The sequence below is a fragment of the Acidimicrobiales bacterium genome, from assembly GCA_035533595.1.
In the GTDB taxonomy this organism is placed as follows: domain Bacteria; phylum Actinomycetota; class Acidimicrobiia; order Acidimicrobiales; family Bog-793; genus DATLTN01.
Map to the genome: position 1 here is coordinate 1 of DATLTN010000055.1, position 23,173 is coordinate 23,173.

A 23,173-nucleotide genomic window follows, 5' to 3' on the forward strand; every position below is an offset into this window, starting at 1 on the left:
GGAGACCCCGCGTATGGCTGCCTGCCATCGAGAAGGCAGAACTCACCGGTTTCGATCTCAAGAAGTCGAAGGCTCGCAAGCCGACCAAGGATGGCAAGGAGCGAGAAGTACCCGACATTGACTTCCACGACTTGCGGCGAGCCGCAGGGACCGCTCTGGTGCGTCTCGGTGTGGACATCAAGACCGCCCAGGTTCGACTCGGCCATGCCGACCCGCGGACCACGATGACGCTCTACGTCCAGGCGACGAGCGAGGCAGATCAGGACGCAGCAGACCGTTTGGAGGGAAGGTTCTTTCCAGAGATCGCGCACGTAGCGCGCACGCCGAACTCCGAAAAGGAAGAAGCCCTATCCGAAGATAGGGCCTGACCTGCACTTTATCTGGTGGGCGCTGAGGGACTCGAACCCCCGACCTCAGCCGTGTGAAGGCTGCGCTCTAACCACCTGAGCCAAGCGCCCGACCGGGCGATCGTACTCGCTGTGCCACTCGAGGAGGTCGGGGGGGGGCCGGCACGCCGCGCGTTCAGTAGCCTCTCCGGACGTGCCAGACCTCTCGGCGAGCGAACCGACGCCGGAGCGCTCCGACGGCGACGTTCCGTCGGCAGCAGCAGCCCGAAAACTGCTGCGCCCGCTCAACCTCGGGCTGGGTCGCCTGGCCGCCGGCGCCAAACGCGAGCGCCCCGCCTCCCCGCCGCTCAGCCGTCGGGACATCGTGAACGGTCTTGACCGCCGCGAGTCGATCATCGGCATCGGGCTCACGTTGCTCGCGATCGTCCTCGCCGTCGTCGGCTACCACGAGTACAAGACGGCGGCCACGGCCCTCTTGCGCTCCCAGGCGAGCTTCTTCCTCATCGCGAGCCTGATCGGGGCCGCCCTCCTCGCCCTCGGGACCGCGCTGCGCCGGCGCGCCCTGCTCGGCTTCGCCTGCTTCATGACGGGCCTCGAATTCTTGAACTACAAGTCCATCGGCGCCGTCGTCTACATCAGCGCGGGGAGCTGGCTGATCTTTCGCGTGATGCAGAAGAAGAAGCAGGACACTGCGAGCGGTGTCGCGACCAAGAGCGTCACCACTCGCCCCGACCGGCGCCCGACCCCCGTCGGACCCAAGCCCTCCAAGCGCTACACGCCGCCGAAGCGCGCCGCCGCGGGGAGGCGGCGCTGACTACCTCGGTAGCCCAGTCCCTCGCCGGCAAGCGCATCGCCGTCACCGGCGCCACCGGATTCCTCGGGACGGCCCTCGTCGAACGCCTCCTCCGCTCCGTCCCGGAGTGCGAGGTCGTCGTCGTCGTGCGTCCCGGTCGACGCGCCAGCGCGGCCGACCGGACGCGGCGCGAGATCGTCCGCAACGACTGCTTCGACCGCCTGCGCTCTGAGCTCGGTGAGGCATTCGAGGCCGTCATCGAGGCGCGTCTGCGCACCATCGGCGGCGACGTCAGCAGCGAGGGCCTCGGCCTCTCCGAGGTGGACTCGGCCACCTTCGCGAGCTGCGACATCGTCATCCACTCGGCCGCCACCGTGAGCTTCGACGCTCCCCTCGACCAGGCGGTTGAGGTGAACCTCCTCGGCCCGAGCCGCGTCGCGGAGACGATGCTCGCCCTCGCGCCGGCGACCCCCGGCCGAGCCCTCCCGCACCTCGTCGCGGTCTCCACTGCCTACGTGAACAGCGGCCACCGCGGGGACGCCTTCGAGGAGCCAGTCGAGGAGGGACCCTACCTCTCGGTGCCCGACTGGCACGAGGAGGTCGCGGCGAGCCGCCGCGCCCGCTCGGACGCCGACGCCGAGAGCCGCAGCGAGCCCCGCCTCGCCTCGTTCGCGAAGAAGGCGCACACCGAGATCGGAGCCGCGGGTGGGGCGCTCCTCGCCAAGCGGACCGAGCGGCTGCGCAACGAATGGGTTGACAACCGCCTCGTCGAGCTCGGCCGCGCCCGCGCCCAGGGCCTCGGCTGGCCCGACGCCTACGCCTACACCAAGTCGCTCGGCGAGGTCGCGCTACGCGAGAGCGCCGGGCCGCTGCCCGTGACGATCATCCGGCCCTCGATCGTCGAGTCCGCCCTCGCCGAGCCAAAGCCGGGCTGGATCCGCGGCTTTCGGATGGCCGAGCCGGTGATCATCTCCTACGCACGGGGATTGCTCGCGCAGTTCCCGGGCGTCCCGGAGGGGGTGATCGATGTCATCCCCGTCGACCTCGTCGTCTCGGCGATCATCGCCGTTGCCGCCGCGGGGGCGCCCCCCGCCGGCTCGCCGGACATCTACCAGGTGACCTCCGGGGTGCGGAACCCGCTGCGCTACGGGACGCTCGTGAAGCTGTGCGAGAACTGGTTCACCGAGCGTCCCCTGTACGACGACCGCGGCCAACCGATCGTCGTCCCGGAGTGGTCCTTCCCCGGCCGCGGCAAGGTGCAGGGCGAGCTCCGGCGCGCCGCCAAACTGCTGCGCGGTGCCGAGCGGGTCGTCAACCTGCTGCCGATCCGCGGCGAGCTCGCCGAGCGCGCCTCGGACCTCGAGGAAAAGCGCTCCCTCGCCGAGCGCGCCCTCGGCTACGTGGAGCTCTACGGCGCGTACACCGAGTCCGAGGCGCGCTTTCGCATCGACCACAGCCTCGCGCTCCTCGCGAAGATGAGCGCCGCTGACCGGGAGGCCTTCAACTTCGACCCCGCGGTCGTCGACTGGCCGCGCTACGTGAGCGAGGTCCACCTCCCCTCGATCGTCGCCCAGGCGCGCGTCCGCACCGCCCCCGGCCGGCGCACGACGGCCTCACGCGAGGAGCGGGCACGGCGCGCGATCCTCACGACCGAGCCCCGCTGCGCGGTCTTCGACCTCGAGCAGACGCTCATCAACTCGAACGTCGTCGAGTCCTACGGCTGGCTGGCGACCCGTCATCTCGAGCCGGTGCGCCGCGCCCAGCTCGCCATCGGGCTGATGCTCGAGGGGCCGCGGCTGCTGGCCGTCGACCGGCGCGACCGCGCCGACTTCCTCCGCTCCTTCTACCGCCGCTACGAGGGCGCGCCCGCCGAGCGGGTGCGCGAGGACGCGTGGGAGATGTTCAGCGACCTGATCCTCAACCGCGCCTTCCCCGACGGCCTGGCGCGGGTGCGCGAGCACCGCGCCCTCGGCCACAAGACCCTCCTCATCACCGGGGCGCTCGACTTCGTGGTCGCCCCCCTCGAGCCGCTCTTCGACGAGATCGTCTGCGCCCGCCTCGGCGAGCGCGACGGGCGTTTCACCGGCGAGATGGTCGAGACCCCCCCGACCGGCGAGGCGCGGGCGCTCCTCATGGCGCGCTGGGCCGAGGACTTCGGCCTCGACCCGGCGGCGACCGTCGCCTACGCCGACTCCGCGAGCGACCTGCCGATGCTCGAGGCGGCGGGCCACGCGGTGGCCGTCAACCCCGAGCCGAAGCTCGCCACCATCGCCCGCCGCCGCGGCTGGCCGATCGAGCTCTGGGGGCGTGCCAAGGGCGGTCCCCGCCAGCCCCTCGCCGTCTCGATGCGCGCCCTCGGTGCCCGCACCGGCGCCCCCGGCCTCGCCCTCGCCCGCGGGGAGCGGCCATGAAGGCCCTCGTCGTCGAGCGCCTGCCGCAGCGTTTCGCCGCGGCGCGCATCGCCGCGGCGGTGCTCGGCTCCGGCTCGGGGGTGGCCGTCGGGCCTCTCCGCCTGTTGGAGATCGATCCCCCGGCGCTCCCCGCGGCGGGCTGGAGGCGGTTGCGCCCGCGCCTCGCGGGGATCTGCGGCTCGGACCTCTCGACCCTCGACGGCACGAGTTCGCGCTACTTCGAGCCGATCGTCACCTTTCCCTTCGTTCCCGGCCACGAGGTCGTCGGCGAGCTCGTCGACGGCCCCGACGCGGGGGCGCGCGTCGTCATCGAGCCGGTGCTCGGCTGCGCGGCGCGCGGCATTGAGCCCCCCTGCGCGCCCTGCGCCTCGGGCCACAAGGACCGCTGCGAGAATCTCACCCTCGGCCACATCCACCCGGGGCTGCAGACCGGCTACTGCGCGGACACCGGCGGTGGCTGGTCAGAGGAGCTCGTCGTCCACGAGAGCCAGCTGCGCCCGGTCCCCGACGGCCTCTCCGACGAGGCGGCGGTGATCATCGAGCCGACCGCCTGCGCGGTGCACGCCGTGCTGCGGGCCGACGTCACCCAGGGCGAGCGGGTGATCGTCCTCGGCGCGGGGACCCTCGGCCTGCTCTGCGTCGCCGCGCTCCGCCAGCTCGCCCTCCCGGCCGCCCTCCTCGCCGTCGCCCGCCACCCGGTGCAGCGCGACCTCGCCGCGACGCTCGGCGCCGACCAGGTGGTCGCCGAGGACGACCTCCCGCGCGCCGCGCGCCGCCTCAGCGCCTCGGTCGCCGTCGGCCGCAAGGAGGGCCGCCTGGAACGCCTCGGCGGTGGCGCCGACGTCGTCTTCGACTGCGTCGGCAGCTCCGCGAGCCTCGCCCAGTCGCTCGCCGTCACCCGCCCGGGCGGGCGCATCGTCCTCGTCGGCATGCCCTCCACGGTGCACGTCGACCTCGCCCCCCTCTGGCAGCGGCAGGTCTCGCTCCTCGGCACCTACGCCTACGGCACCGAGGAGTTCGTCGGCCGCGTCGAACCGACCTTCACCTTCGCCACCGAGCTCGTCGCCGCCGCCCACCTCGAGCGCCTGGTGACCGCCCGCTACCCTCTGGAGCGCTACGAGGACGCGGTCCGTCACGCCGCGAACGCCGGGAAGCGGGGCGCGGTGAAGGTGGCCTTCGACCTGCGCCGGAACCGCTCGTGGCAGACCGGCGGCGCCTGATGCGCCGCGCGACCACCAAGGAGACCATGTGAGCCCGAGGCCCGGTTTCGTCCTCGAGGTCGACCGATCGACGCCCCCGACGCTGTTCTGGCACGGCGAGGGATTCCGCTACGAGCAGCTCCCCGTCGGTAGCCGCGTCCTCTACCCGCCCGAGCCGCACGCCGCCCTCGCGGACCCGGACGCGACGATCCGCGAGGCGCTCGAGAACCCGCTCGGGGACTCGGCGCCCCTATCGGCGCTGCTCTTCGCAGGGATGCGCCTCACCATCGCCTTCGACGACATCTCCCTCCCCCTCCCCCCGATGCGCGCCCCCGACGCCCGCCAGCGGGTGATCGAGGCGGTCCTCGACGCCGCCGCGCAGGCCGGCGTCGACGACGTCGTGCTCATCGCCGCCCTCGCCCTGCACCGCCGGATGACCGACGACGAGCTGCGCCACATCCTCGGGGGCCGCGTCTTCGACGCCTTCGCGCCGAGCGGCAACCTCCTGCAGCACGACGCCGAAGACCCCGACGGCGTCGTCCACCTCGGCGTCACCGAGGCCGAGGAGGACGTCGAGATCAACCGCCGGGCCGCCGAGAGCGACCTCCTCGTGTACGTGAACATCAACCTCGTGGCGATGGACGGCGGCCACAAGTCGGTCGCCACCGGCCTCGCCAGCTACAACAGCATCCGCCACCACCACAACGTGCGCACGATGCAGCACTCGCGCTCGTTCATGGACATGCACCACTCCGAGCTGCACACCTCGAACTGGCGGATGGGGCGGGTGATCGCGAAGACGGTGAAGGTCTTCCAGATCGAGACGACCCTCAACCTCGACACCTTCCCCTCCCAGTTCGGCTACCTGCAGCGGCGCGAGTGGGAGTGGAAGCTGCGCGACCGTGCCGGTTTCTTCTCGACCAAGGCCGCCCTCGAGCGCACCCCGGTGGCGCTGAAGCGCGAGATCTTCCAGTCGATCCGCTCACCGCATGCCCTCACCTCGGTGCAGGCGGGCGAGGTGGAGGCGGTGCACGCCTCGACCCTCGACAACGTCCACCGCCAACAGCTCGTCCCGATCGAGGGGCAGGCGGACATCGTCACGATGGGGCTCCCCTACATCTGCCCCTACAACGTGAACTCGATCATGAACCCGCTGCTCGTCGCGTGCCTCGGCCTCGGCTACTTCTTCAACCTCTACCGCGGCAAGCCCGTCGTGCGCGAGGGCGGCGTGGCGATCCTCTCGCACCCGACGCCGTGGGCCTTCCACCCCGTCCACCACCCGAGCTACATCGACTTCTTCGACCAGGTCCTCGCCGAGACGACCGACCCGCTCGAGATCGAGGCGAAGTACGAGCAGTCCTTCGCCACCGACCCCTGGTACATCCACCTCTACCGGACGAGCCATGCCTACCACGGGGTCCACCCCTTCTACATGTGGTACTGGTGCGCGCACGCCCTCGAGCACCTCTCCCAGGTGATCGTCGTCGGCGGCGACCGCAAGGCCGTGCGCCGGATGGGCTTCCGCCCAGCGACCTCGCTCGCAGACGCCCTCGAGATCGCCGAGGACTCGGTGGGGCGCGAGCCGACGCTCACCCACCTGCACCTCCCGCCGCTGTTCCTCGCCGACGTCTCCTAGGAAGCGGCACCCGTGAGCCTCCGCCTCCCCTCCGCCCTCGACCGCATCCTGCGGCCGCCCTCCTGGCCGGCGAACCTCGAGCGCATGCCCCGGGTGCGCCACGTCGGCCTCCACTACGACACCGAGTGGAGCCGCAAGCCGGCGGCGCGCGCCGCGCGCCGCGCGGTGCAGGAGGGGCTCCTCGCGCCGCTGACGCGCCTCGTCACCTCACCGGAGATCTCCGGCCTCGAGCACCTCACGCCCCTCGAGGGCGCGGTGATCTTCGCCGGCAACCACTCGAGCCACCTCGACGCCGGCGTCCTGCTCTCGGCGCTGCCGGAGCGCTTCCGCCGCAAGGCCGTCGTCGCCGCCGCGGCGGATTACTTCTTCGACCGCACCTGGAAGGCGACCCTCTCCTCGTTCCTCCTCGGCGCGATCCCCGTCGACCGCGTGCACGTCAACCGCAAGAGCGCCGACGACGCCGCCGCCCTCCTCGCCGAGGGATGGAGCCTCGTGATCTTCCCCGAGGGGGGGCGCAGCCCCGACGGCTGGGGCCAGGAGTTCCGGGGCGGCGCCGCCTACCTCGCGAAGCGCTGCGGGGTCCCGGTGGTGCCGGTCCACCTGAAGGGGGTGCGCCCTATCTTCCCGAAGGGCTCGGGGCGCCTCCATCCCGGCCACGTCGAGGTGCGCTTCGGTGATGCCCTGTGGCCCGAGACGGCCGCCGAGGGGCGGGGCGAGGACGCGCGGCGCTTCGCGGCGCGCGTCGAGGGCGCAGTCGCCGAGCTCGCGGACGAGGCCGAGTCGGACTGGTGGAGCGCCCGGCGACGCGCCGCCGCCGGCGAGACGCCGCCGATCCGCGGCCCCGAGGCAGCGGCCTGGCGCCGTGCCTGGGCGTTGCCCGAAAGTGCCCGCCGCGACGCCCGACCACGCAGTCGCTCGCGCGCCAAGCCCTGGTAGGGGCGCCGGAGCCGGGCGGGAGATATCCGCAGACGCGAGAAACGGCCGGAGGGGGGATCCGGCCGTTTCTCATAGACTCACGGATGTCGGAGGGGGGATCCGTCGTTCCTGTGGTCTGGAAGACAGTATGCACCCCTCTGCGACATCGGTCAAACAGTTTCGGCAGATATTCGCTATCATCTTTCGCGATGGACCTCCGCCAGCTGCACGCCATCGTTGCGATCGCTGAGCACGGCTCCTTCTCGGCCGCCGCGGAGGCCCTGCAGACGGTGCAGTCCAACGTCTCGACGCACGTGAAGAAGCTCGAGCAGGAGCTCGGTACCGACCTCGTCGACCGCTCGAGCGGCGCGCTCACCGATGCCGGCGAGCTCGTCGTCGCGCGGGCGCGGCGCGTGATGGGCGAGATCGACGCCCTCTCCGCCGACGTCTCGGCGCTGCGCGACGAGGTGAGCGGCGTCGTGCGCGTCGGGGTCATCGGCACCGCCGCCCGTTGGCTCGTGCCGCCGCTCGTCGAGCTCGTCCCCGAGCGCTACCCCCACCTGCGCCTCGTGATCATGGAGGCGACGACCGCCGGCCTCGGGGACCAGCTCGCCTCGGGCCAGGTGGACATCGGCGTCCTCGGCCTCCCCGCCGCCGGCGGCGACCTGCGGACGATGCCGCTGTTCGAGGAGGACCTCGTCCTCGTCCTCCCGAAGAGCCACCCGCTCGCGATCGCCCCCCTCGTGCGCCTCACCGACCTGCCGGGCCTCCCGCTGTTGCTGCCGCTGCGCGGCGTCGCCTACCGCGACGAGCTCGACGCCGTCACCGCGGCGCACCGCGTGCAGCTCACGCCGCGCGTCGAGATGGACAGCATCCGCCTCATCTCGGGCCTCACCTTCGACGGCTGCGGCTACGCGATCCTCCCCTCGGGGGCGGTCTCCGAGCGGCGCAGCCAGGAGTGGGCGCTCGTCCCGGTGGAGGGCCTCGCGCCCCGCCTCGTCGGCGTCGCGCAGCGCCGCCGCGGCCTCCCCTCGGCACCGGTGCGCGCCGTGCTGCAGCTGCTGCAGGACATCGTCGGCGACGGCACCCGCACGCCGCGGGGCATCCGCCCGGTCGCCTTCGACCTCGCCCGCTTCGGGGCCCCGGAGGCCGACGGCTCGAACCGGCGGGTGCGCGCCCTCAGCTGAGGTCGGGCTCGCGGCGGGGCTCCCGCCACATCAGCCACAGCGGCGGCCCGCCCTCGGGGGCGTCGATCTGCCGCTCCACCGAAAAGCCCCGCCGGCCGTAGAAGGCGACGTTCTCCTCGCGCGAGCACTCGAGGTAGGCGGGCAAGCCCTCCTCGTCACAGCGGGCGAGCACCGGGGCGAGGAGCGCGCCGCCGATGCCGCGCCCCTGGTGGTCGGGGTCGGTGCCGATGGTCCCGAGGTAGTAGTGCGGGACGACGGGATGGTTGCTCTCGAGGAGCTGGGTGAGGCGGCGCGTGACGCCGAGGCGCTCGCCGAGCGCGGGCGCGAAGCGCAGGTGGGCGAAGCGGTCGCGCAGTCGCGGTGGTGTGGGCCGCGGCGGCATCCACAGCGAAGCGGCGACGAGCGAGTCGGTGGTCAGCACCTCCCCGCGATGCAGGTAGTTGTGCTCGAGCTGGAGGGTGAAAAAGCGCGGCAGGCACTCGGCGCGCCGCAGCGGGTCGGGGAAGAGGTAACGAGCGACCGGGTCCTCGAGAAAGGCGCGGGCGAGGTGGACAGCGAGCGGCTCGACGTCGGCGGCGCGGGCGGCACGCACCGGAATCACCCCTCGATGCTACAACTCGGTTGCAATTCCGCCCCGGTGCGCCCGCGCCGGGAATAGCTGCACCCGCCAGGAGGTTCGCCGCGGTATGACCACTCCCGCCTTCACCATCAACTTCGACTACCGCTGCCCGTTCGCCCGCAACGCGAACGAGCACGTGATCGCCGCCCTCGAAGGCGGGGCCGACTACGACGTGCAGTTCAAGGCCTTCTCGCTCACCCAGGTGCACACCGAGGAGGGCCAGCCGGCGGCCTGGGAGGACCCCAGCAAGCGCCCCGACCTCATCGCCCTCGCGGCCGGCATCGTCGTGCGCGACCGTTTCCCCGAGCAGTTCCCCGCAGCCCACGTCTCGCTCTTCGCCGTCCGCCACGACGACGGTGACGACCTCCGCGACGAGGCCAAGGTCCGTAACGCCCTCAGCCGCGCGGGAGTCGACGCCGACGCCGTCTTCGCCGAGCTCGAGGCGGGCTGGCCCTTCGAGGTGATCCGCGACGAGCACACCGCTTCGGTGGAGCAGCACCAAGCCTTCGGCGTGCCGACCTTCATCGCCGAGGACGAGGCTGTCTTCGTGCGCCTCATGACCCGCCCCGCCGGCGACGGCAAGCTCGCCCGCGACACCGTCGACCGCGTCCTCGAGCTCGTCGTCGGCCACCCTGAGCTGAACGAGTACAAGCACACCTCCATCCCACGCTGAGGAGGCGAACTTCCCCCCTGCGATCCCCCAGGAATGACGGTGGCCCGGGTATAGCCCGGGCCACCGTCACTTCCCGCGCGAGCGCTCGCCGTCAGTCTTCGATCGAGATCGGGTCGTCGTCCTCTGCCCGCTCGCCGATCGGCACGTCGGCAGGGGTGATGGAAAACTCCTGGCGGATCCGCTGGTCGAGCTCGACCGCGAGCTCGGGGGTGTCGTGGAGGAACTGCTTCGCGTTCTCCCGTCCCTGGCCGAGCTGCTCGCCCTCGTAGGTGTACCAGGCTCCGGACTTCTTCACGATCCCGAGGTCGACCGCGACATCGAGGATCGAGCCCTCACGCGAGATCCCTGTCCCGTACATGATGTCGAACTCGGCGGTGCGGAAGGGCGGGGCGCAGTTCGAGACCACCACGTCGTCGGCGACGAAGGTGTGGTCCTCGGCGACTTCGATGTCGTAGATCCGCGCCCACTCGGCCGGCTGCACGGCGACAATCCGGTCGTACCAGAGTTCCTCCTCGAGAACCTCGAGGAGGAAGTCGCTCTCGAGCGCCTCGGCGAGGAGCATGAGGCGGTCGCGACGGATCCGGCTAACGCCGAGTACGTTGCGCATTCCACCCTGCGGGTCGCCCGCCGACTCGCCGATCAGCGTCGCGGCGAGCACTGCGGTCACACCCCGCCGGGCGAGGTAACCGAGGACCGGTTCCGTCACCGAGTGGGGGAGGTACCCGGCCGCCGAGTCGCGATGCACACCGCGGTCGACCTCGGCGAGCACCGCGGTGAGCTTGCGCCCGCGCGGCCCCCACATCGGGAGCGCCTCGGCGAACCGAAGGACGTTCCCCATGCCAGCGACCCGTACCTCAAAGCAAGGGAGCTTCCCCTGCACTCGGCGGCCCTTGATGATGCTCGGCCGCTTCTGCTTCGGGTCATAGGTCGACACCGAACTCGTGACCCCATAGCGGAGGAGGAGCCAGTGAACCTGCTGCGCCAACTGGTAGGAGGTCGTCGTGTACCCCAACCGGATGCCGCCGGTCTGCTCCCGGCTGCAGTAGCCGTCCGTCTCGAAAAGGCCGAAGAGAAGGTTCCCTATCACTTCCGCGGAGACCTCAGGAGCGAAGAAGGCAGAAGGGATCCGCTTTTCCGGAGCCGTGTGCCCCCAGATCCCCGCCCAGCGGGCGAGCTCGAGGAGCCCGTTCTGTTCACCAGTCCGGTGAGAGAAGTGGGCTTCCAGGCCCACGTAGCGGGTGCGACAGCCGAGCGAGGCGGCGATCGCCTCGGCATCGGCGTGGAGCTCCTCCTCGATGTTGGTGAACGAGATCGGGGTCTTCCCGGTCACACAGCCGTCACCGATCAGGTAGCCGAGCATCCGGGCGTGAGCTACAGGCACCGGCTCCGAGTGGCCAAAGCCGAACGTCTGACGGGGGCGGGCCAGCGAGTCGCCGACGGTCAACTCACCGGCTTCCCGCCATCCTCCGTCGGTCAGCACCTTGTGGTCGGTGGTGACCCGGAGCACCCGGCCGCTGCGGAGGGCGAGGCCGATCACCTCGTGCTCACCCTGGTCCATCCGGGTCACGATCGGTCGGATGTGCAGCTTCCCGGCCTTGTCGGCGGCGACGACCGCCGAGCCCTCGCCCTGCTCGACGATCTCCTCGATTGTGTGCGTGAGGCCGGACGTCGGGTCAAAGACCGTGGTCCCCGCCGCGACGCACTTGTTCTTCACGACCTTCACCCGCGTTCGGTTACCGGTCATCTCCGCCCCGTCTTTGATCTGCTCGACGCGGCGGATGTCGAGGCGGACCGAGGAATAGAACTTGAGCGCCCGGCCACCGGGGGTCACTTCGGGCGACCCGTACAGGATCCCGATCTTTTCCCGCAGCTGGTTGATGAAGATGCAGATCGTGTTGGACTTGTTGATCGTCGCCGTGAGCTTGCGCAGCGCCTGGGACATGAGGCGCGCCTGCAGGCCGACGTGGCTGTCGCCCATCTCGCCCTCGATCTCGGCGCGGGGGGTGAGGGCAGCCACCGAGTCGATGACGATGACGTCGAGCGCCCCCGAGCGGATGAGCACGTCGGTGATCTCGAGCGCCTGCTCGCCGGTATCGGGCTGGGAGATGAGCAGCTCGTCGACGTCGACACCGATCGCGCGCGCGTAGACGGGGTCCATCGCATGCTCGGCGTCGATGTAGGCGCAGACGCCGCCGTTGCGCTGGGCCTCGGCGACGACGTGCAGGGCGAGGGTCGACTTCCCCGAGGACTCCGGGCCGAAGATCTCGACGATGCGGCCGCGGGGCAGCCCACCGATGCCGAGGGCCATGTCGAGGGCCATCGCGCCGGTCGAGATCGCCTCGATCGACATCGTGAGGTTCTCGCCCATCTTCATGACCGAGCCCTTGCCGAACTGCTTCTCGATCTGGCTCAGCGCCGCCTCGAGCGCCTTGTCCTGCTCCATCGCTGCCTCCTGTCGCCGTCGCTTCGCCAGCTGCCAACGGGGCCGGACCCTACGGCGGGGGTGTATCGCCGCGGCGCTGTCCGCTCTCTGACTTGCACGACTGTAGTTCTGCGAACAGGTGTTCGGGTGGATGGTTCCGAGCTGGGCGCGGACAGCGGTGAAGGCGTCGGGGGCGCCGCGCCGGCGGCTATTCGGCGGTGGCGAGGAGGTGGCGGCGGAGCACGTCGAGCGAGCTGATCGTCGCGATGTCGCGCATCCGGTTGCGGCTCCCGACCATCGAGAGCTCGAAGCCGGCGGCCTCGGCGCCGGGGAGCGCGATGCCGACGAAGGCCGTCCCCGGCGGGAGGCCGTCCTGGGGGTCGGGGCCGGCGACGCCAGTGGTCGAGAGGCCGACGTCGGCATCCAGCAGCTTGCGTGCGCCCTCGGCCATCTGCGCCGCCGCCACGGCGCTCACGACGGGGCCCTCGGGGAGGCCGAGCAGGTCGAACTTCACCTCGCTCGCGTAGGAGACGAGGCCGCCCCGGAACCAGCGGCTGGCGCCGGGGATGGCGACGACGCGCGCCGAGATGAGGCCACCGGTGAAGGACTCCGCCGTCGCGAGGGTCTGGCCGCGGCGCTGCAGGAGGTCACCGACGGCGAACTCCATCGTCTCGTCGTCGGTGCCGAAGACGATCTCGCCGAGCATCGCGCGCAGCACCGTCTCCTCCTCGTCGAGACGGGCCGTCGCGACGGCGAGGTCGGGCGCCTTCACCGTGACGCGCACCTTGATCCCCTCGATGCCGCTCGCGAGGAAGGCGATCGTCGGGGCGCCGGGGCCCACGGCGTCGAGCTCGTCGAGGCGCGAGGCGATCGTCTCCGCGAGCACCGACTCGCCGAGGCCCCAGGTGCGCAGCGTCCTGCTGGCGATCACCGCCGGGACCCCCGAGCGCGCCTCGAGGTCCGGCAGCACGGCGCGCAGCACCATCTCGCGCATCTCGTGCGGCACGCCGGGGAGCGCGTAGAGGACCTTCTCCCCCACCGGGCAGATCAGTCCGGGGGCGGTCCCCTGCACCTGCTGGATGATCGCCGCGCCCTGTGGCACGTCGGCCTGGCGGAGGTTGGAGGGCGACATCGTGCGGTTCCGGCGCGCGAAGACGTCGGTGAGGATCGCGAGCGCCTCCTCGTCGCGCACGAGCGCGACCCCCATCACCTTGGCGATCGCCTCGCGGGTGATGTCGTCCTGGGTCGGGCCGAGGCCGCCGCAGACGACGACGGCGTCGGAACGCCCGAGCGCCACCTCGAGGGCCTCGACGATGCGCTCCAGGTTGTCGCCGACGCGCGTCTGGAAGTGGCAGTCGATGCCGGCCGCCGCCAGCTCCTCGGCGATGAAGGTCGAGTTGGTGTCGACGATCTGGCCGAGGAGCAGCTCAGTGCCGACGGCGAGGATCTCGGCGCGCACCTAGGCCCCGCCGCCCGCGAGGAGCGCCCGCCCGTCGCGCAGGTACTGCAGCCCGCTCAACAGCGTGAGGGCCACCGCCGCCCAGAGCACGCCACGGTCGATCGCCAGGTGGTGGGCGGTCGGTGGGAAGAGGAAGAGGCCGACCGCGATGTCCTGCAGCAGGGCCTTGGCCTTTCCGAGCGGGCGCGCGGGGATGGAGACCGAGCGGCGCGCCGCGTAGGTGCGAAAAAGGCTCATCAACAGCTCGCGGGCGACGACGAGCGCCACCGCCACGGCGGGGACGAGCCCGCGCTCGATCAGCGCGCAGAGCGCCGCGACGACGAGGAACTTGTCGGCCAGGGGATCGAGGAAGGCCCCCGAGACCGTCGTCCCGTGGCGGCGGGCGAGGTGGCCGTCGACGCTGTCCGAGGCGGCGAGCAGGCTCCACAGCGCCCACAGCACCCAGCTCGACGGGCCGAAGAGCGTGAGCGCCACCGCGAACACCGGCGCCGCGACGAGGCGCCCCATCGTGAGCGCGTTCGCCGGCGTCGCGATCGCGCTCGGGCCGAAGGGCTTGGTCGCCGTCGTCACGCCGGCCCCGCGTGGCGCAGCGCCGCAGCGATGAGGTCGGGGCCCTCGGCGGCCTCGATCCGCACCTCGGCGAAGGCGCCGACGGGGAGGTGCTCGGGGACGCGCACGATGCCGTCGATCTCGGGGGCCTCGCCCGTCGTGCGCGCCCTGCCGGGGGCGTCGACGAGCACGCGGCACTCGGCTCCGACGAGGGCGACGCGCCGCGAGGCGGTGATCGCGTCCTGCAGCTCCGCGCACTCGCGGAGGCGCTCCATCGCGAGCTCGGGGGCGACCGCGCCCTCGAGGGCGAGCGCGTAGGTGCCCGCCTCGGGGGAGAAGGGGAAGAGCCCCACCCAGTCGAGCTGCGCCTCCTCGAGGAAGGCGAGGAGGGCGTCCTGGTCCTCCTCGGTCTCGCCCGGGTAGCCGAAGATGAACGAGGAGCGCAGCGCCGCGTCGGGGGCGAGGCGGCGGATCCGCTCGATGCGCTCGAGGAAGCGCCCGGCCTCACCGAAGCGGCGCATCCGCCGCACGAGGGGGCGGGAGACGTGCTGCAGCGAGAGGTCGAAGTAGGGCACCCCGGTCGAGACGATCGTCTCCAGCAGCTCGTCGCTCAGCGCGGACGGGTAGAGGTAGAGGAGGCGCACCCACTCCGCCCGCTCCGCGACCGCTCGGACGAGCGCCGGGAGCTCGGCGCGCCCGCCGCGGTCGCGCCCCCAGGAGGCGAGGTCCTGGGCGACGAGGACGATCTCGGGGACCCCGAGCGCCTCCACCTCGGCGAGCACCGCCTCGGCGCTGCGCGAGCGCTGCGGGCCGCGGAAGCTCGGGATCGCGCAGAAGCCGCAAGCGCGGTCGCAGCCCTCGGCGATCTTCACGTAGGCCCAGGGCGCGCTCGCCGGCGGGCGGGGGAGCTCGAGGAGGTCGAGGGCGGGCGTCGCCGTCTCGCTCTTGCGAAAGCGCGGGCCGCCGGTGAGCGTCACCGGCACCCCGAGGTCGGCGACGAGGTCGATCTCGGGGATCTCGGCGGCGAGCTCGGCGCCCGAGCGGGCGGCCAGGCAGCCGGTGACGACGAGGCGGGCACCCTCGCGGCGGCGCTCGGAGAGGTCGAGGATCGTCTCCACCGACTCCTCGCGAGCGGAGTCGATGAAGGCGCAGGTGTTGACGACGACGACGTCGGCGCCCTCGGCGGTGTCAGCCGGCAGGTAACCCTGCGCGAGCAGCTCACCGGCGACCTTGTCGGAGTCGACCTGGTTCTTCGGGCAGCCGAGGGTCTCGATCCAGTAGCGGCCCGGCACCCCCGAAGCGTACAGCGGCCTTCCGCCGCCGAGAGCCGGGCGGTCAGCTCGAGAGGGCCAGGGAGAGCACGGCGACGACGTTGAAGAGCGAGTGCGCGACCATCCCCGGCCCGAGGCGGCCGGTCTTGTTGCGGAGCGCCCCGAAGACGACCCCCGCGGCGGTGACGCCGGCGACGTTCAACAGCGTCGCCCAGCCCACCCAGTTTGCGGCGTGCGCGGCGCCGAAGAGCAGCGGCCGAGGAGGCGATGCCCTTCAGCTGGCCGTAGCGGGAGACGAGGCCGCCCTGCAGGAGGCCGCGGAAGAAGAGCTCCTCGACGACGGGGGCGACGAGACGGGCCGCGAGGCCGAAGACGAGGAGCTGGCCGCCACCTGCGGGGAAGTCTCCGAGCGGCTGCAGGGAGCGGCGGAACAGCCCCGGGCCCGAGGCGAAGACCGGCCGATGACAAGGCCGGCGGCGAGGCGCGCACCGATCGATGCAGCGAGGCCGAGGGGGAGGTCACGAGCACCAGCACGAGGCCGAAGTCGCGCCGCAGCGAGCCGCTCCCCCGCCGCCGGCTGGCGAGCAGGCAGCTGCCGCCGAGGTTCCCCCAGATCCCGAGCTCGCCGGCGATGAACTCGCCGCTCCTCCCGCCGGGGCGGCCGAGGGCGACGTCGAGGACTTCGAGGGCGAGGCCGAGCGCGAAGCACAGGAGATAGCCGGCGAGGCCCACCCAGCCCGGCCGCAGCGTCGGTCCGACGGCCGGGCCCTGCTGGCGAAGGCGCGCCCGACGGGGGTTGCCGCGCACCGCCTCGCTCCAGGCCACACCGTCCTAGAAACGAAGCTCGGACTCGACGAGCGGGTCCGGGTACCAGTCCGCGGCGCGCGCCGGAGCCTCGTCCCCCGTGCCGCAGCGCGCACAGGCGGTCGCCCCGTCGCCGAGGGTCGCCCCACAGCGCGTACAGCCGGCGGCGCTCAGGGGAGGAGCGGGCTGATCCAGGGCGAGACCCGGAACAGACGCAAGCCGACGATCCCGAGCACGGCGAAGAGGACGATCAGCGCCTTTTCGCCGCCCGAGAGGACGAGCAGGTCGCCGCTCGAGCTCGGAAGGCCGTAGTCCGAGCGCTGCGGCTCGCCGTCGCCGAAGAGGTCGCGGGGGTACTCGGGGGTGAGCATCAGCAGATAGGCGTTGGTGCGCACCCGGTAACGGAGCACGGCGCAGGTGGCGTTGTGCAGCGGGAGCGGGAGGCGCCCCGTTGTGAGGGTCACGAGCCAGGAGAGCACCGAGAACAGGCGCAGGCCCTGGCTGACGAGGGCGCTCAGGACGGACTTCGGGAAGACGAGGACGATCCGGAAGAGCACCGCCAGGCGGTTCAGGCGGGTCGGCGTGACGACGAAGGCGAAGCCGGCCGGCGAGGGCGTCGGGTGCAGCGAGAACGACGGGTACTCGTCGCTCACGAAGGTGAGGTAGCCGGTGACGCGCAGCTCGAGCTCGACGTAGCCCGCGAGCAGCCCGGCGAGGCCGAGCGGCAGGCGGCCGACGACCAGGGCGACGAACCAGCCGACGATCGCACCGAGCCCGGCGGCGATGCCGACGATCGCCAGCCACAGCGAGACGGGGATCGCGAGCAGCAGGCGGAAAAGGACGGTCAGCCGCCGCTGCACCTCGGCGGGCGGGAAGGCGACGAAGGGGCGGGGATCCTCGTAGGAAGCCGTCAACGCTCTCCTCCCTCGCTGCTCTGGCGTGAAGCTACCCGGCGACCCCCGCGTTCGCGGTGATCGCCCGCACCAGCTCCTCCCACCGGCCGGAGGGGAGGCCGTGGCCCATCCCCGGGACCATCAGCAGGCGCGCCCCGGGTACCGCCTCGGCCGTCGCCACCCCGCCCGAGGGGTCGACCATCTCGTCGGCGTCGCCGTGCACCACGAGCGTCGGGACCGAGAGCGTGCCGAGCGCCTCGGTGCGGTCCTCGGCGGCGAGGATCGCCGCCAGCTGGCGGGCCGAGCCCTCGGCGTGGTGGCCCCGCTGGAACTGGGCGCGCGCCGCGGCCTCCACGCGGCTGGCATCGATCGCCTCGTTCGGCCCCGCCGTCACCTGCCGCTGGGTGATGCGGAGGGCGACCGCGCCGTCCTCGTCGACCTGCCCGCCGCGCAACAGCACGGCGAGCGCGGCGTTGCTCGCCTGCCCGACGCCGCGCCGCCCGGTGCTGCCCATCATCGAGCAGAGGCTGAGCACCTTGTCGGGGTGGCGGAGCGCCACCAGCTGGGCGACCATCGCCCCCATCGAGATCCCGAGCACGTGGGCGCGGGGCACACCGAGGGCGCCGAGGAGGCCGGCGGCGTCGTCGGCGAGCTCCTCGAGGCCGTAGGCGAGGCGGCTTCGGTCGCGGCGCAGCGCCCTCAGCAGGTCGGGCGCGCCTGCCTCGGCGAGGACGGTCGAGCGTCCCGTGTCACGGTGGTCGTAGACGATCGGCGCGAAGCCCGCCTCCGCGAGGGCGTCGAGGAATCCCGCCGGCCACGCCGTGAGCTGCATCCCGAGGCCACCGATGAGGAGGAGGGGGCAGGCGCCCTTGTCCTCGTCGTCGCGCGCCGCGCAGAGCTTGAGCGCGCCGACAGCAAGGAGCCGCTCGCTCCGGGGGGCCACCGCGCGGCCCCGGACTAGCCGAGCTTCTTGGCGATGCTCTGCGCGTCGGCGAGCACCGTCCCGTCCGCGCCGGCCGCCGAGAACTGCGCCGCGGGGCGCTCGCGCGCCTCCTCGAGCATCCGCTCGAGGAGCTCGGAGAAGGCGAGCGGGGGGTTGATGAAGAGGTGGCGGGAGAGCGAGCCCGGGATCGTGTTGATCTCGTTCAGGTAGAGCACCTCGCCGTCGGAGAGGAAGTCGATGCGCGCGACGCCGCGGGCGCCGAGGAGGAGGGCGGCGGTCGCCGCCGCCTCGCGGAGCTGCGTGGCGAGAGCCTCGGAGATCTGCGCCGGGAGCTCGCGCGCCGCCTCGTGCATCCCCTCCCCCGCCACGTACTTCGCCCGGTAGTCGAGGATCTCCCCGCCCTCGCGGGTCGGCCGCTCGATGTCGGAGAGGAGCAGCTCGGGGTAGGTGAGCACCGCCACCTGGAGGTCGAACAGGTCGGCGCGGTAGGGCTCGAGCACCGCGCCGCGCCGCAGGTGCACGCTCGCCCGCCTGCGGGCGAGCGCCGTCGGGTGGTCGGCGATCACCTCGATGCCGATCGAGGAGCCCCCGAAGCGCGGCTTCACGATGTAGGGGCCGGCGAACTCCGGAGGGGCGGCGCGCTCGTCGAGCAGCACGCGGTCGAGGCTCGGGAGCCCCGCGCCGCGCACCACCGCGCCCGCCGCGAGCTTGTCCATCCCGAGCGCCGCCGAAAGCGCCGTCGGGCCGGTGTAGGCGACGCCGGCGAGGTCGAGCGCGCCCTGCAGCGCCCCGTCCTCGCCGGGGCCGCCGTGGCAGCAGACGAGGGCGGCGTCGATCGCGAGCGGGCGGGGGCCGCGGCGGGAGCGTCGCGCGAAGCCCCCGCCGGGGCCGAGGGCGAGCTCGACCTGCTCGGAACCCTTCGGCGCGCCCTCCGTGAAGTCCCGCGCCTCGGGCTCGCCGGGGACGTCGAAGAACGAGCCGTTCTTGGACCAGTAGACGAGCGTGAGCTCGCCGACCACCGGGCTCGTGCGCAGCGTGCGCGCCGCGAGCAGGGCGGTGAGGACCGAGACGTCGTGCTCGGGGGAGGGGCCGCCGAAGACGACGGCGACGTGCTCGAAGCGCTCCGACATCCGGCGGATGTTAGGGGAGCCGACCCGCCCCCGTGGCCACCCCGCGTCCGCTGGGGCCGGCTACGGGTAGTGGTCGGGGAGGTCGTTCTCGTAGAGGACGGCGTCACCCTCGCCGAGCGCCCCGCGCACGAACGCGACCGCGTCGTCGCGGTGGCGCACCACCTCGACGCGCACCTCGGCACCGGCGGAGCGCGCCTCGGCGATCCCCGCCAGCAGCGCGCTGCGGTTGGTGCGGCTGACGACGACGACGTCGGTCGCCGCCTCCGCGGCGGCGCGACCGAAGCGCGTGTTCTCCTCGCGTTGGCTCGCGCCGAGCTCGACCATCCCCGGCGTGACGACGACGCGCCGCGCGGCGCCGGTCGCGACGAGCGCGCCGAGGGCGAGCGCGGTCCCCGCGGGGTTGGAGTTGAAGGTGTCGTCGAGGATCGTCGCGCCGCCGGCGCCCTCGCGGGCCTGCAGGCGGTTCTCGGCGACGGGGAGGCCGGCGAGGCGCCCGGGGAGTTCCTCGGGGGCGACACCCACCTCGAGCGCGGCGGCGACCGCGCAGGCGAGGTTGCTGAGCGCCATCGTCGCGGCCTGTGGCGGCACCGGCGCGCTCCCGAAGTGCACCCCGGCGCGATACAGCGAGAGGTGCTCGCCCTCGCGCAGCACCGCGACGTCGACGTCGCTGCGCGTCGCCGAGCAGCCGATGACCTTCCGCCCCTCCCGCTGCAGGCGGCCGGCGAGCTTCGCGAGCAGGGGGTCGTCGAGGTTCAGCACGCTCGCGCGCGCCGGCTCGGTGATCTCGGCCTTGGCCTCGAGGATCGCCTCCAGGGTGCCGAAGCGCTCGAGGTGGACAGGGCCGATCGCGGTGATCATCGAGACTTCCGGCGTGAGCCAGCGGCAGAGGGCCTTCAGCTCGCCCGGTCCGTAGGTGCCCATCTCGGCCACGAAGACCTCGGTCCCCGGCGCCAACAGGTCGTTGACCGTGCGCGCGAGGCCGGCGCGGTTGTTGTAGCTGCGGGGGCTGGCGAGGACCTGGAAATGCCCCGAGAGCAGGTGCGCGACGTAGCCCTTGGTCGTCGTCTTGCCGTACGAGCCGGTGATCGCGACGACGCGCGGCCGCACCTCGCCGAGGCGCCGCTCCGCCTGGCGGACGTAGCGGGTGGCCGCCCGCTCCTCGAACGGCGCGAGCAGCGCGCCCGCCCCGTCGACGAACAGCGGGGCGGCGAGCGCCACCGCGCAGGCGGCGATCGCCGCCCCCGCCCACCCCGCGAGCAGGCCAAGCGCGGTGACCGCCAGCGCGAGCAGCGCGCTCAGCGCGGCGAGCGCCCGCAGCCGACGGGTGAAGGCGAGCGGCGAGGTGCGCCCCCGGAGGCCAAGGCCGAGCGGCCCCGCCGCGGCGACGAGCGCGCCGACGAGGGGGAGCGGCGCGACCGCCCCGCCGAGGGCGGTCGCCGCGACCCCGGCCAGGAACAGCGCCACGGGGAGGGGTCCGAGCCCCCACCAGCGGAGCGCGAAGCGCAGCACCGAGCCGGGGAGGTAGTGCTCGCGCTGCGCGACCCGCAGCCAGCGGAGCGCGGCGAGCGAGAAAGCGGCGAGGCCGGCGGCGACCTCGATCACCCGCAGCACCGTCATCCGAGGCGCTCCAACGCGGCGGCGAGCGCCGCCGGTGCCTCGATCGGGACGAGGTGGCCGACGCCGGGGAGCACGGTGAGGCGCCCGTCGGCGAGCAGCTCGACGGCGCGCCGCGCCGAGGCGGGGGGCGCGGCCGTGTCGTGCTCCCCCCAGACGAGCTCTGTGGGGACGCCGATCGCGCGCAGCTGCTCGTCGTAGCGCTCCGCGAGCACCCGCACGAGGACCGGGCGCAGCACCCCGCTGGCGGCGCGGTAGTCGGTCGAGCCGTAGCGCTCGCGCGCCACGTCGAGGCGGCGCTCGCCGACGAGGCGGGCCCGACGCAGCGCCCGCAGCGCGCGGTAGGCGGCCGGCGGGCGGGGCCCAGCGGCGGGCTCCCCGAGCTGCGGCACCCCGGTGAGCACCAGCCCCCGCACCTGGGCGGGCGCCGCGGCGGCGAGGTGCAGCGCGATGCGCCCACCGAAGGAGTGGCCGAGCACGACGACCGGCCGACCGAGCTCGGCGACCAGCGGGGCGAGCGCCGCGGCGTACTCCGCCGAGCCCCAGGGCGCGGGCGGCGGGGGCGTCGCGCCGAAGCCGGGGAGGTCGACCGCGACGCCGCCCATGCCGCGCCCCGCGACCTCGGCGAACATCGCCGCGAAGTCCGTGTGGCTGCGCTGCCAGCCGTGCAGCGCGAGCACCGTCGGCTCGTCGTCGCCGTAGCGCTCGCCGAACAGCGTCGCCCCGGCGAAGGAGGTCAGCACCTGTCGCCTCCCGCGCGCGGGGTCCGTCGCGCGCGCCCCGGCTCGGCCATGCGGAGAAAGTAGCGCCCGCCCCGCCTCCGCCCCCTTGCAACAGCGGAGGGTTACGGTCCCCTCGGTGCCACGCTCTCCTGTGTCCGGCGGCCACGAGCAGCTCCTTGCGGACTGCGACGACGAGCAGCGACTCGCGATCACAAGTGACGACGCCCCGCTGTTCGTACGCGCCGGCGCCGGCTCGGGCAAGACCCGCGTCCTCACCCGGCGAGTCGCGTGGCGCATCGCCGAGGGGAGCGCGGCCGCCGGGCACACGCTCGTCGCGACCTTCACCCGCAAGGCGGCGAGCGAGCTCCGCCAGCGCCTCTCGAGCCTCGGCGCGGGGGGGCCGGTCACCGCCGGGACGCTGCACGCCATCGCCCTCGCCGAGCTCCGCCGCCTCGCGCTCGACCGCGGCCGCTCCCTCCCCGTCGTCCTCGACCGCCGCCAGCGCCTCCTCGAGCGGCTGGCGGCCGAGGGGGCGCTCCCGGTGAAGGGGCGGGAGGGCCTCGCCGCGCTCGTCGCCGAGATCGACTGGGCCAAGGCGCGCCTCGTCGACCCCGCCGGCTACGCCGCCGCGGCGACCCGCGCCGAGCGGCGCTCCCCCTTGGAGCCCGAGGTCGTCGCCGAGTGCTTCTCGGTCTTCGAGCTCGAGAAGCACCGTCGCGGGCTCCTCGACTTCGACGACCTCCTCCGCCGCCTCGCCGAGGAGATCGCGGGCGACCCCGACCTCGCCGCCGCGCAGCGCTGGCGCTTCCGGCACCTCTACGTGGACGAGTTCCAGGACCTCAACCCGGCCCAGCTGCGCCTGCTCGAAGCCTGGCTCGGCGACAACCGGGACATATGCGTGGTCGGTGACCCGGATCAAGCCGTCTACGGCTGGAACGGGTCGGACCCGGCGATCATGACCACGATCGAGCGGCGCTGGCCGGCTGTGGCCACCATCCGGCTCGACACGAACTACCGCTCCACCCCGCAGGTCCTGGCGCTCGGAAGGGCCGCTCTCTCGGGCGGGGGCGGCCGCTCGACCCTGGCGGCGGTGCCGCGCTCGAGCCGCGGCGACGGTCCCGTCCCGAGCGTCACCGCCTACTCGAGCGGCGCCGAGGAGGCATCGCGAGTGGCGGCGGCCCTCCGCCGTGCGCACGCGCCGGGCCGCCTCTGGAGCCAGCTCGCCGTGCTCGCGCGCACCAACGCCCAGCTGGTGGCCTTTCAGGAGGCCTGCGCGGCGGTGGGCATCCCCCACCGCGTCGGTGGCAGCACCTCGTTCCTGCAACGCTCCGCCGTACGCGAGTTCCTCCGGCGGGCCGCCGCCCAGCCCTCGTCCGACGCCTTCGGCAGGCTCGTCGCCGACCTGGAGGAAGTCTCGGCCGGACCGGGGCCGGAGCTCGAGACCGAGGAGGATCTCGAGCGGCGGCTCGACCTCGCGGCGCTCGCCCGCCTCTGCCGGGACTACGAGACATTCGACCCGGGCGGGGGCGGAGCGGGCTTCGCCGCCTGGGCGCGCGGGGAGCTGCGTGGCGAAGCCTCCTCCGCCG

Annotated in this window: 20 protein-coding genes and 1 tRNA gene; 9 read left to right on the forward strand and 12 right to left on the reverse strand. The window is 73.2% G+C overall.

Annotation, left to right across the window (positions count from 1 at the left end; translation table 11 throughout):
- On the forward strand, positions 1-368 hold a 368-nt coding region (locus VNF07_10320; GenBank protein HVB06626.1), incomplete at its 5' end, for a tyrosine-type recombinase/integrase.
- 13 nt (positions 369-381) lie between these two features.
- On the opposite strand, the gene VNF07_10325 is transcribed toward VNF07_10320, so the two are convergent.
- Positions 382-458: transfer RNA gene (locus tag VNF07_10325), tRNA-Val, on the reverse strand.
- A gap of 82 nt (positions 459-540) precedes the next feature.
- Here VNF07_10325 and VNF07_10330 point away from each other — a divergent pair.
- The 6 genes from VNF07_10330 to VNF07_10355 all read left to right on the forward strand — a co-directional run bounded on the left by VNF07_10330 (position 541) and on the right by VNF07_10355 (position 8,488).
- Positions 541-1,161 carry a hypothetical protein gene (locus tag VNF07_10330; protein ID HVB06627.1) on the forward strand — a complete coding sequence of 207 codons (621 nt, stop codon included), beginning with the start codon at positions 541-543 and terminating at the stop codon, positions 1,159-1,161.
- A 35-nt stretch (positions 1,162-1,196) separates the two neighbouring features.
- Complete coding sequence (locus VNF07_10335) at positions 1,197-3,551, forward strand: HAD-IB family phosphatase (GenBank protein HVB06628.1); 2,355 nt, start codon at positions 1,197-1,199, stop codon at positions 3,549-3,551.
- Positions 3,548-4,771 carry a zinc-binding dehydrogenase gene (locus tag VNF07_10340; GenBank protein HVB06629.1) on the forward strand — a complete coding sequence of 408 codons (1,224 nt, stop codon included), beginning with the start codon at positions 3,548-3,550 and terminating at the stop codon, positions 4,769-4,771. Before VNF07_10335 ends, VNF07_10340 begins: the two co-directional genes overlap by 4 nt.
- Before the next feature lie 28 nt (positions 4,772-4,799).
- Positions 4,800-6,386 carry a lactate racemase domain-containing protein gene (locus VNF07_10345; GenBank protein HVB06630.1) on the forward strand — a complete coding sequence of 529 codons (1,587 nt, stop codon included), beginning with the start codon at positions 4,800-4,802 and terminating at the stop codon, positions 6,384-6,386.
- Positions 6,387-6,398: 12 nt separating this feature from the next.
- Positions 6,399-7,322, forward strand: coding sequence for a lysophospholipid acyltransferase family protein (locus VNF07_10350; protein ID HVB06631.1), 924 nt, complete (start codon positions 6,399-6,401; stop codon positions 7,320-7,322).
- A 188-nt stretch (positions 7,323-7,510) separates the two neighbouring features.
- Complete coding sequence (locus VNF07_10355) at positions 7,511-8,488, forward strand: LysR family transcriptional regulator (protein ID HVB06632.1); 978 nt, start codon at positions 7,511-7,513, stop codon at positions 8,486-8,488.
- On the opposite strand, the gene VNF07_10360 is transcribed toward VNF07_10355, so the two are convergent.
- Entirely contained in the window at positions 8,481-9,089 is a 609-nt protein-coding gene (locus tag VNF07_10360; GenBank protein HVB06633.1) for a GNAT family N-acetyltransferase, read from the reverse strand. The two genes, VNF07_10355 and VNF07_10360, sit on opposite strands and share 8 nt — an antisense overlap.
- Before the next feature lie 85 nt (positions 9,090-9,174).
- Here VNF07_10360 and VNF07_10365 point away from each other — a divergent pair, with 85 nt between their 5' ends.
- On the forward strand, positions 9,175-9,780 hold the full coding sequence (locus VNF07_10365; protein HVB06634.1) for a DsbA family protein: 606 nt from the start codon (positions 9,175-9,177) through the stop codon (positions 9,778-9,780).
- A 91-nt stretch (positions 9,781-9,871) separates the two neighbouring features.
- On the opposite strand, the gene recA is transcribed toward VNF07_10365, so the two are convergent.
- From recA to VNF07_10415, 10 genes are all read right to left on the reverse strand, one after another.
- Positions 9,872-12,223 carry an intein-containing recombinase RecA gene (recA, locus tag VNF07_10370; protein ID HVB06635.1) on the reverse strand — a complete coding sequence of 784 codons (2,352 nt, stop codon included), beginning with the start codon at positions 12,221-12,223 and terminating at the stop codon, positions 9,872-9,874.
- A 187-nt stretch (positions 12,224-12,410) separates the two neighbouring features.
- Positions 12,411-13,661, reverse strand: a complete 1,251-nt coding sequence (locus VNF07_10375; protein HVB06636.1) for a competence/damage-inducible protein A — start codon at positions 13,659-13,661, stop codon at positions 12,411-12,413.
- Entirely contained in the window at positions 13,662-14,231 is a 570-nt protein-coding gene (locus tag VNF07_10380; GenBank protein HVB06637.1) for a CDP-alcohol phosphatidyltransferase family protein, read from the reverse strand.
- Positions 14,228-15,502, reverse strand: a complete 1,275-nt coding sequence (rimO, locus tag VNF07_10385) for a 30S ribosomal protein S12 methylthiotransferase RimO (protein HVB06638.1) — start codon at positions 15,500-15,502, stop codon at positions 14,228-14,230. Before rimO ends, VNF07_10380 begins: the two co-directional genes overlap by 4 nt.
- A 43-nt stretch (positions 15,503-15,545) precedes the next feature.
- On the reverse strand, positions 15,546-15,734 hold the full coding sequence (locus VNF07_10390) for a CPBP family intramembrane glutamic endopeptidase (protein HVB06639.1): 189 nt from the start codon (positions 15,732-15,734) through the stop codon (positions 15,546-15,548).
- 721 nt (positions 15,735-16,455) lie between these two features.
- Positions 16,456-17,199 carry a DUF4389 domain-containing protein gene (locus VNF07_10395; GenBank protein HVB06640.1) on the reverse strand — a complete coding sequence of 248 codons (744 nt, stop codon included), beginning with the start codon at positions 17,197-17,199 and terminating at the stop codon, positions 16,456-16,458.
- Positions 17,200-17,230: 31 nt separating this feature from the next.
- Complete coding sequence (locus tag VNF07_10400) at positions 17,231-18,121, reverse strand: alpha/beta fold hydrolase (GenBank protein ID HVB06641.1); 891 nt, start codon at positions 18,119-18,121, stop codon at positions 17,231-17,233.
- 14 nt (positions 18,122-18,135) lie between these two features.
- Complete coding sequence (locus VNF07_10405) at positions 18,136-19,251, reverse strand: hypothetical protein (protein HVB06642.1); 1,116 nt, start codon at positions 19,249-19,251, stop codon at positions 18,136-18,138.
- Between the two features lie 60 nt (positions 19,252-19,311).
- Positions 19,312-20,868: a UDP-N-acetylmuramoyl-tripeptide--D-alanyl-D-alanine ligase gene (gene murF, locus VNF07_10410; GenBank protein ID HVB06643.1), complete on the reverse strand. Its 1,557-nt coding sequence runs from the start codon at positions 20,866-20,868 to the stop codon at positions 19,312-19,314.
- Positions 20,865-21,608 (reverse strand): alpha/beta hydrolase, encoded by a 744-nt coding sequence (locus tag VNF07_10415; protein HVB06644.1) that lies wholly within the window; start codon positions 21,606-21,608, stop codon positions 20,865-20,867. Before VNF07_10415 ends, murF begins: the two co-directional genes overlap by 4 nt.
- A 115-nt stretch (positions 21,609-21,723) precedes the next feature.
- Here VNF07_10415 and VNF07_10420 point away from each other — a divergent pair.
- Positions 21,724-23,173 (forward strand): ATP-dependent helicase (locus tag VNF07_10420; GenBank protein ID HVB06645.1); only part of this gene is annotated, 1,450 nt, incomplete at its 3' end.

What these genes read in the sequence shown, in the direction of transcription:
- VNF07_10340 (HVB06629.1), top strand. Translation starts at nt 3,548, where the DNA reads ATGAAGGCCCTCGTCGTCGAGCGCCTGCCGCAGCGTTTCGCCGCGGCG.
- VNF07_10355 (HVB06632.1), top strand. Translation starts at nt 7,511, where the DNA reads ATGGACCTCCGCCAGCTGCACGCCATCGTTGCGATCGCTGAGCACGGC.
- VNF07_10365 (HVB06634.1), top strand. Translation starts at nt 9,175, where the DNA reads ATGACCACTCCCGCCTTCACCATCAACTTCGACTACCGCTGCCCGTTC.
- recA (HVB06635.1), bottom strand. Translation starts at nt 12,223, where the DNA reads ATGGAGCAGGACAAGGCGCTCGAGGCGGCGCTGAGCCAGATCGAGAAG.
- VNF07_10405 (HVB06642.1), bottom strand. Translation starts at nt 19,251, where the DNA reads ATGTCGGAGCGCTTCGAGCACGTCGCCGTCGTCTTCGGCGGCCCCTCC.
- murF (HVB06643.1), bottom strand. Translation starts at nt 20,868, where the DNA reads ATGACGGTGCTGCGGGTGATCGAGGTCGCCGCCGGCCTCGCCGCTTTC.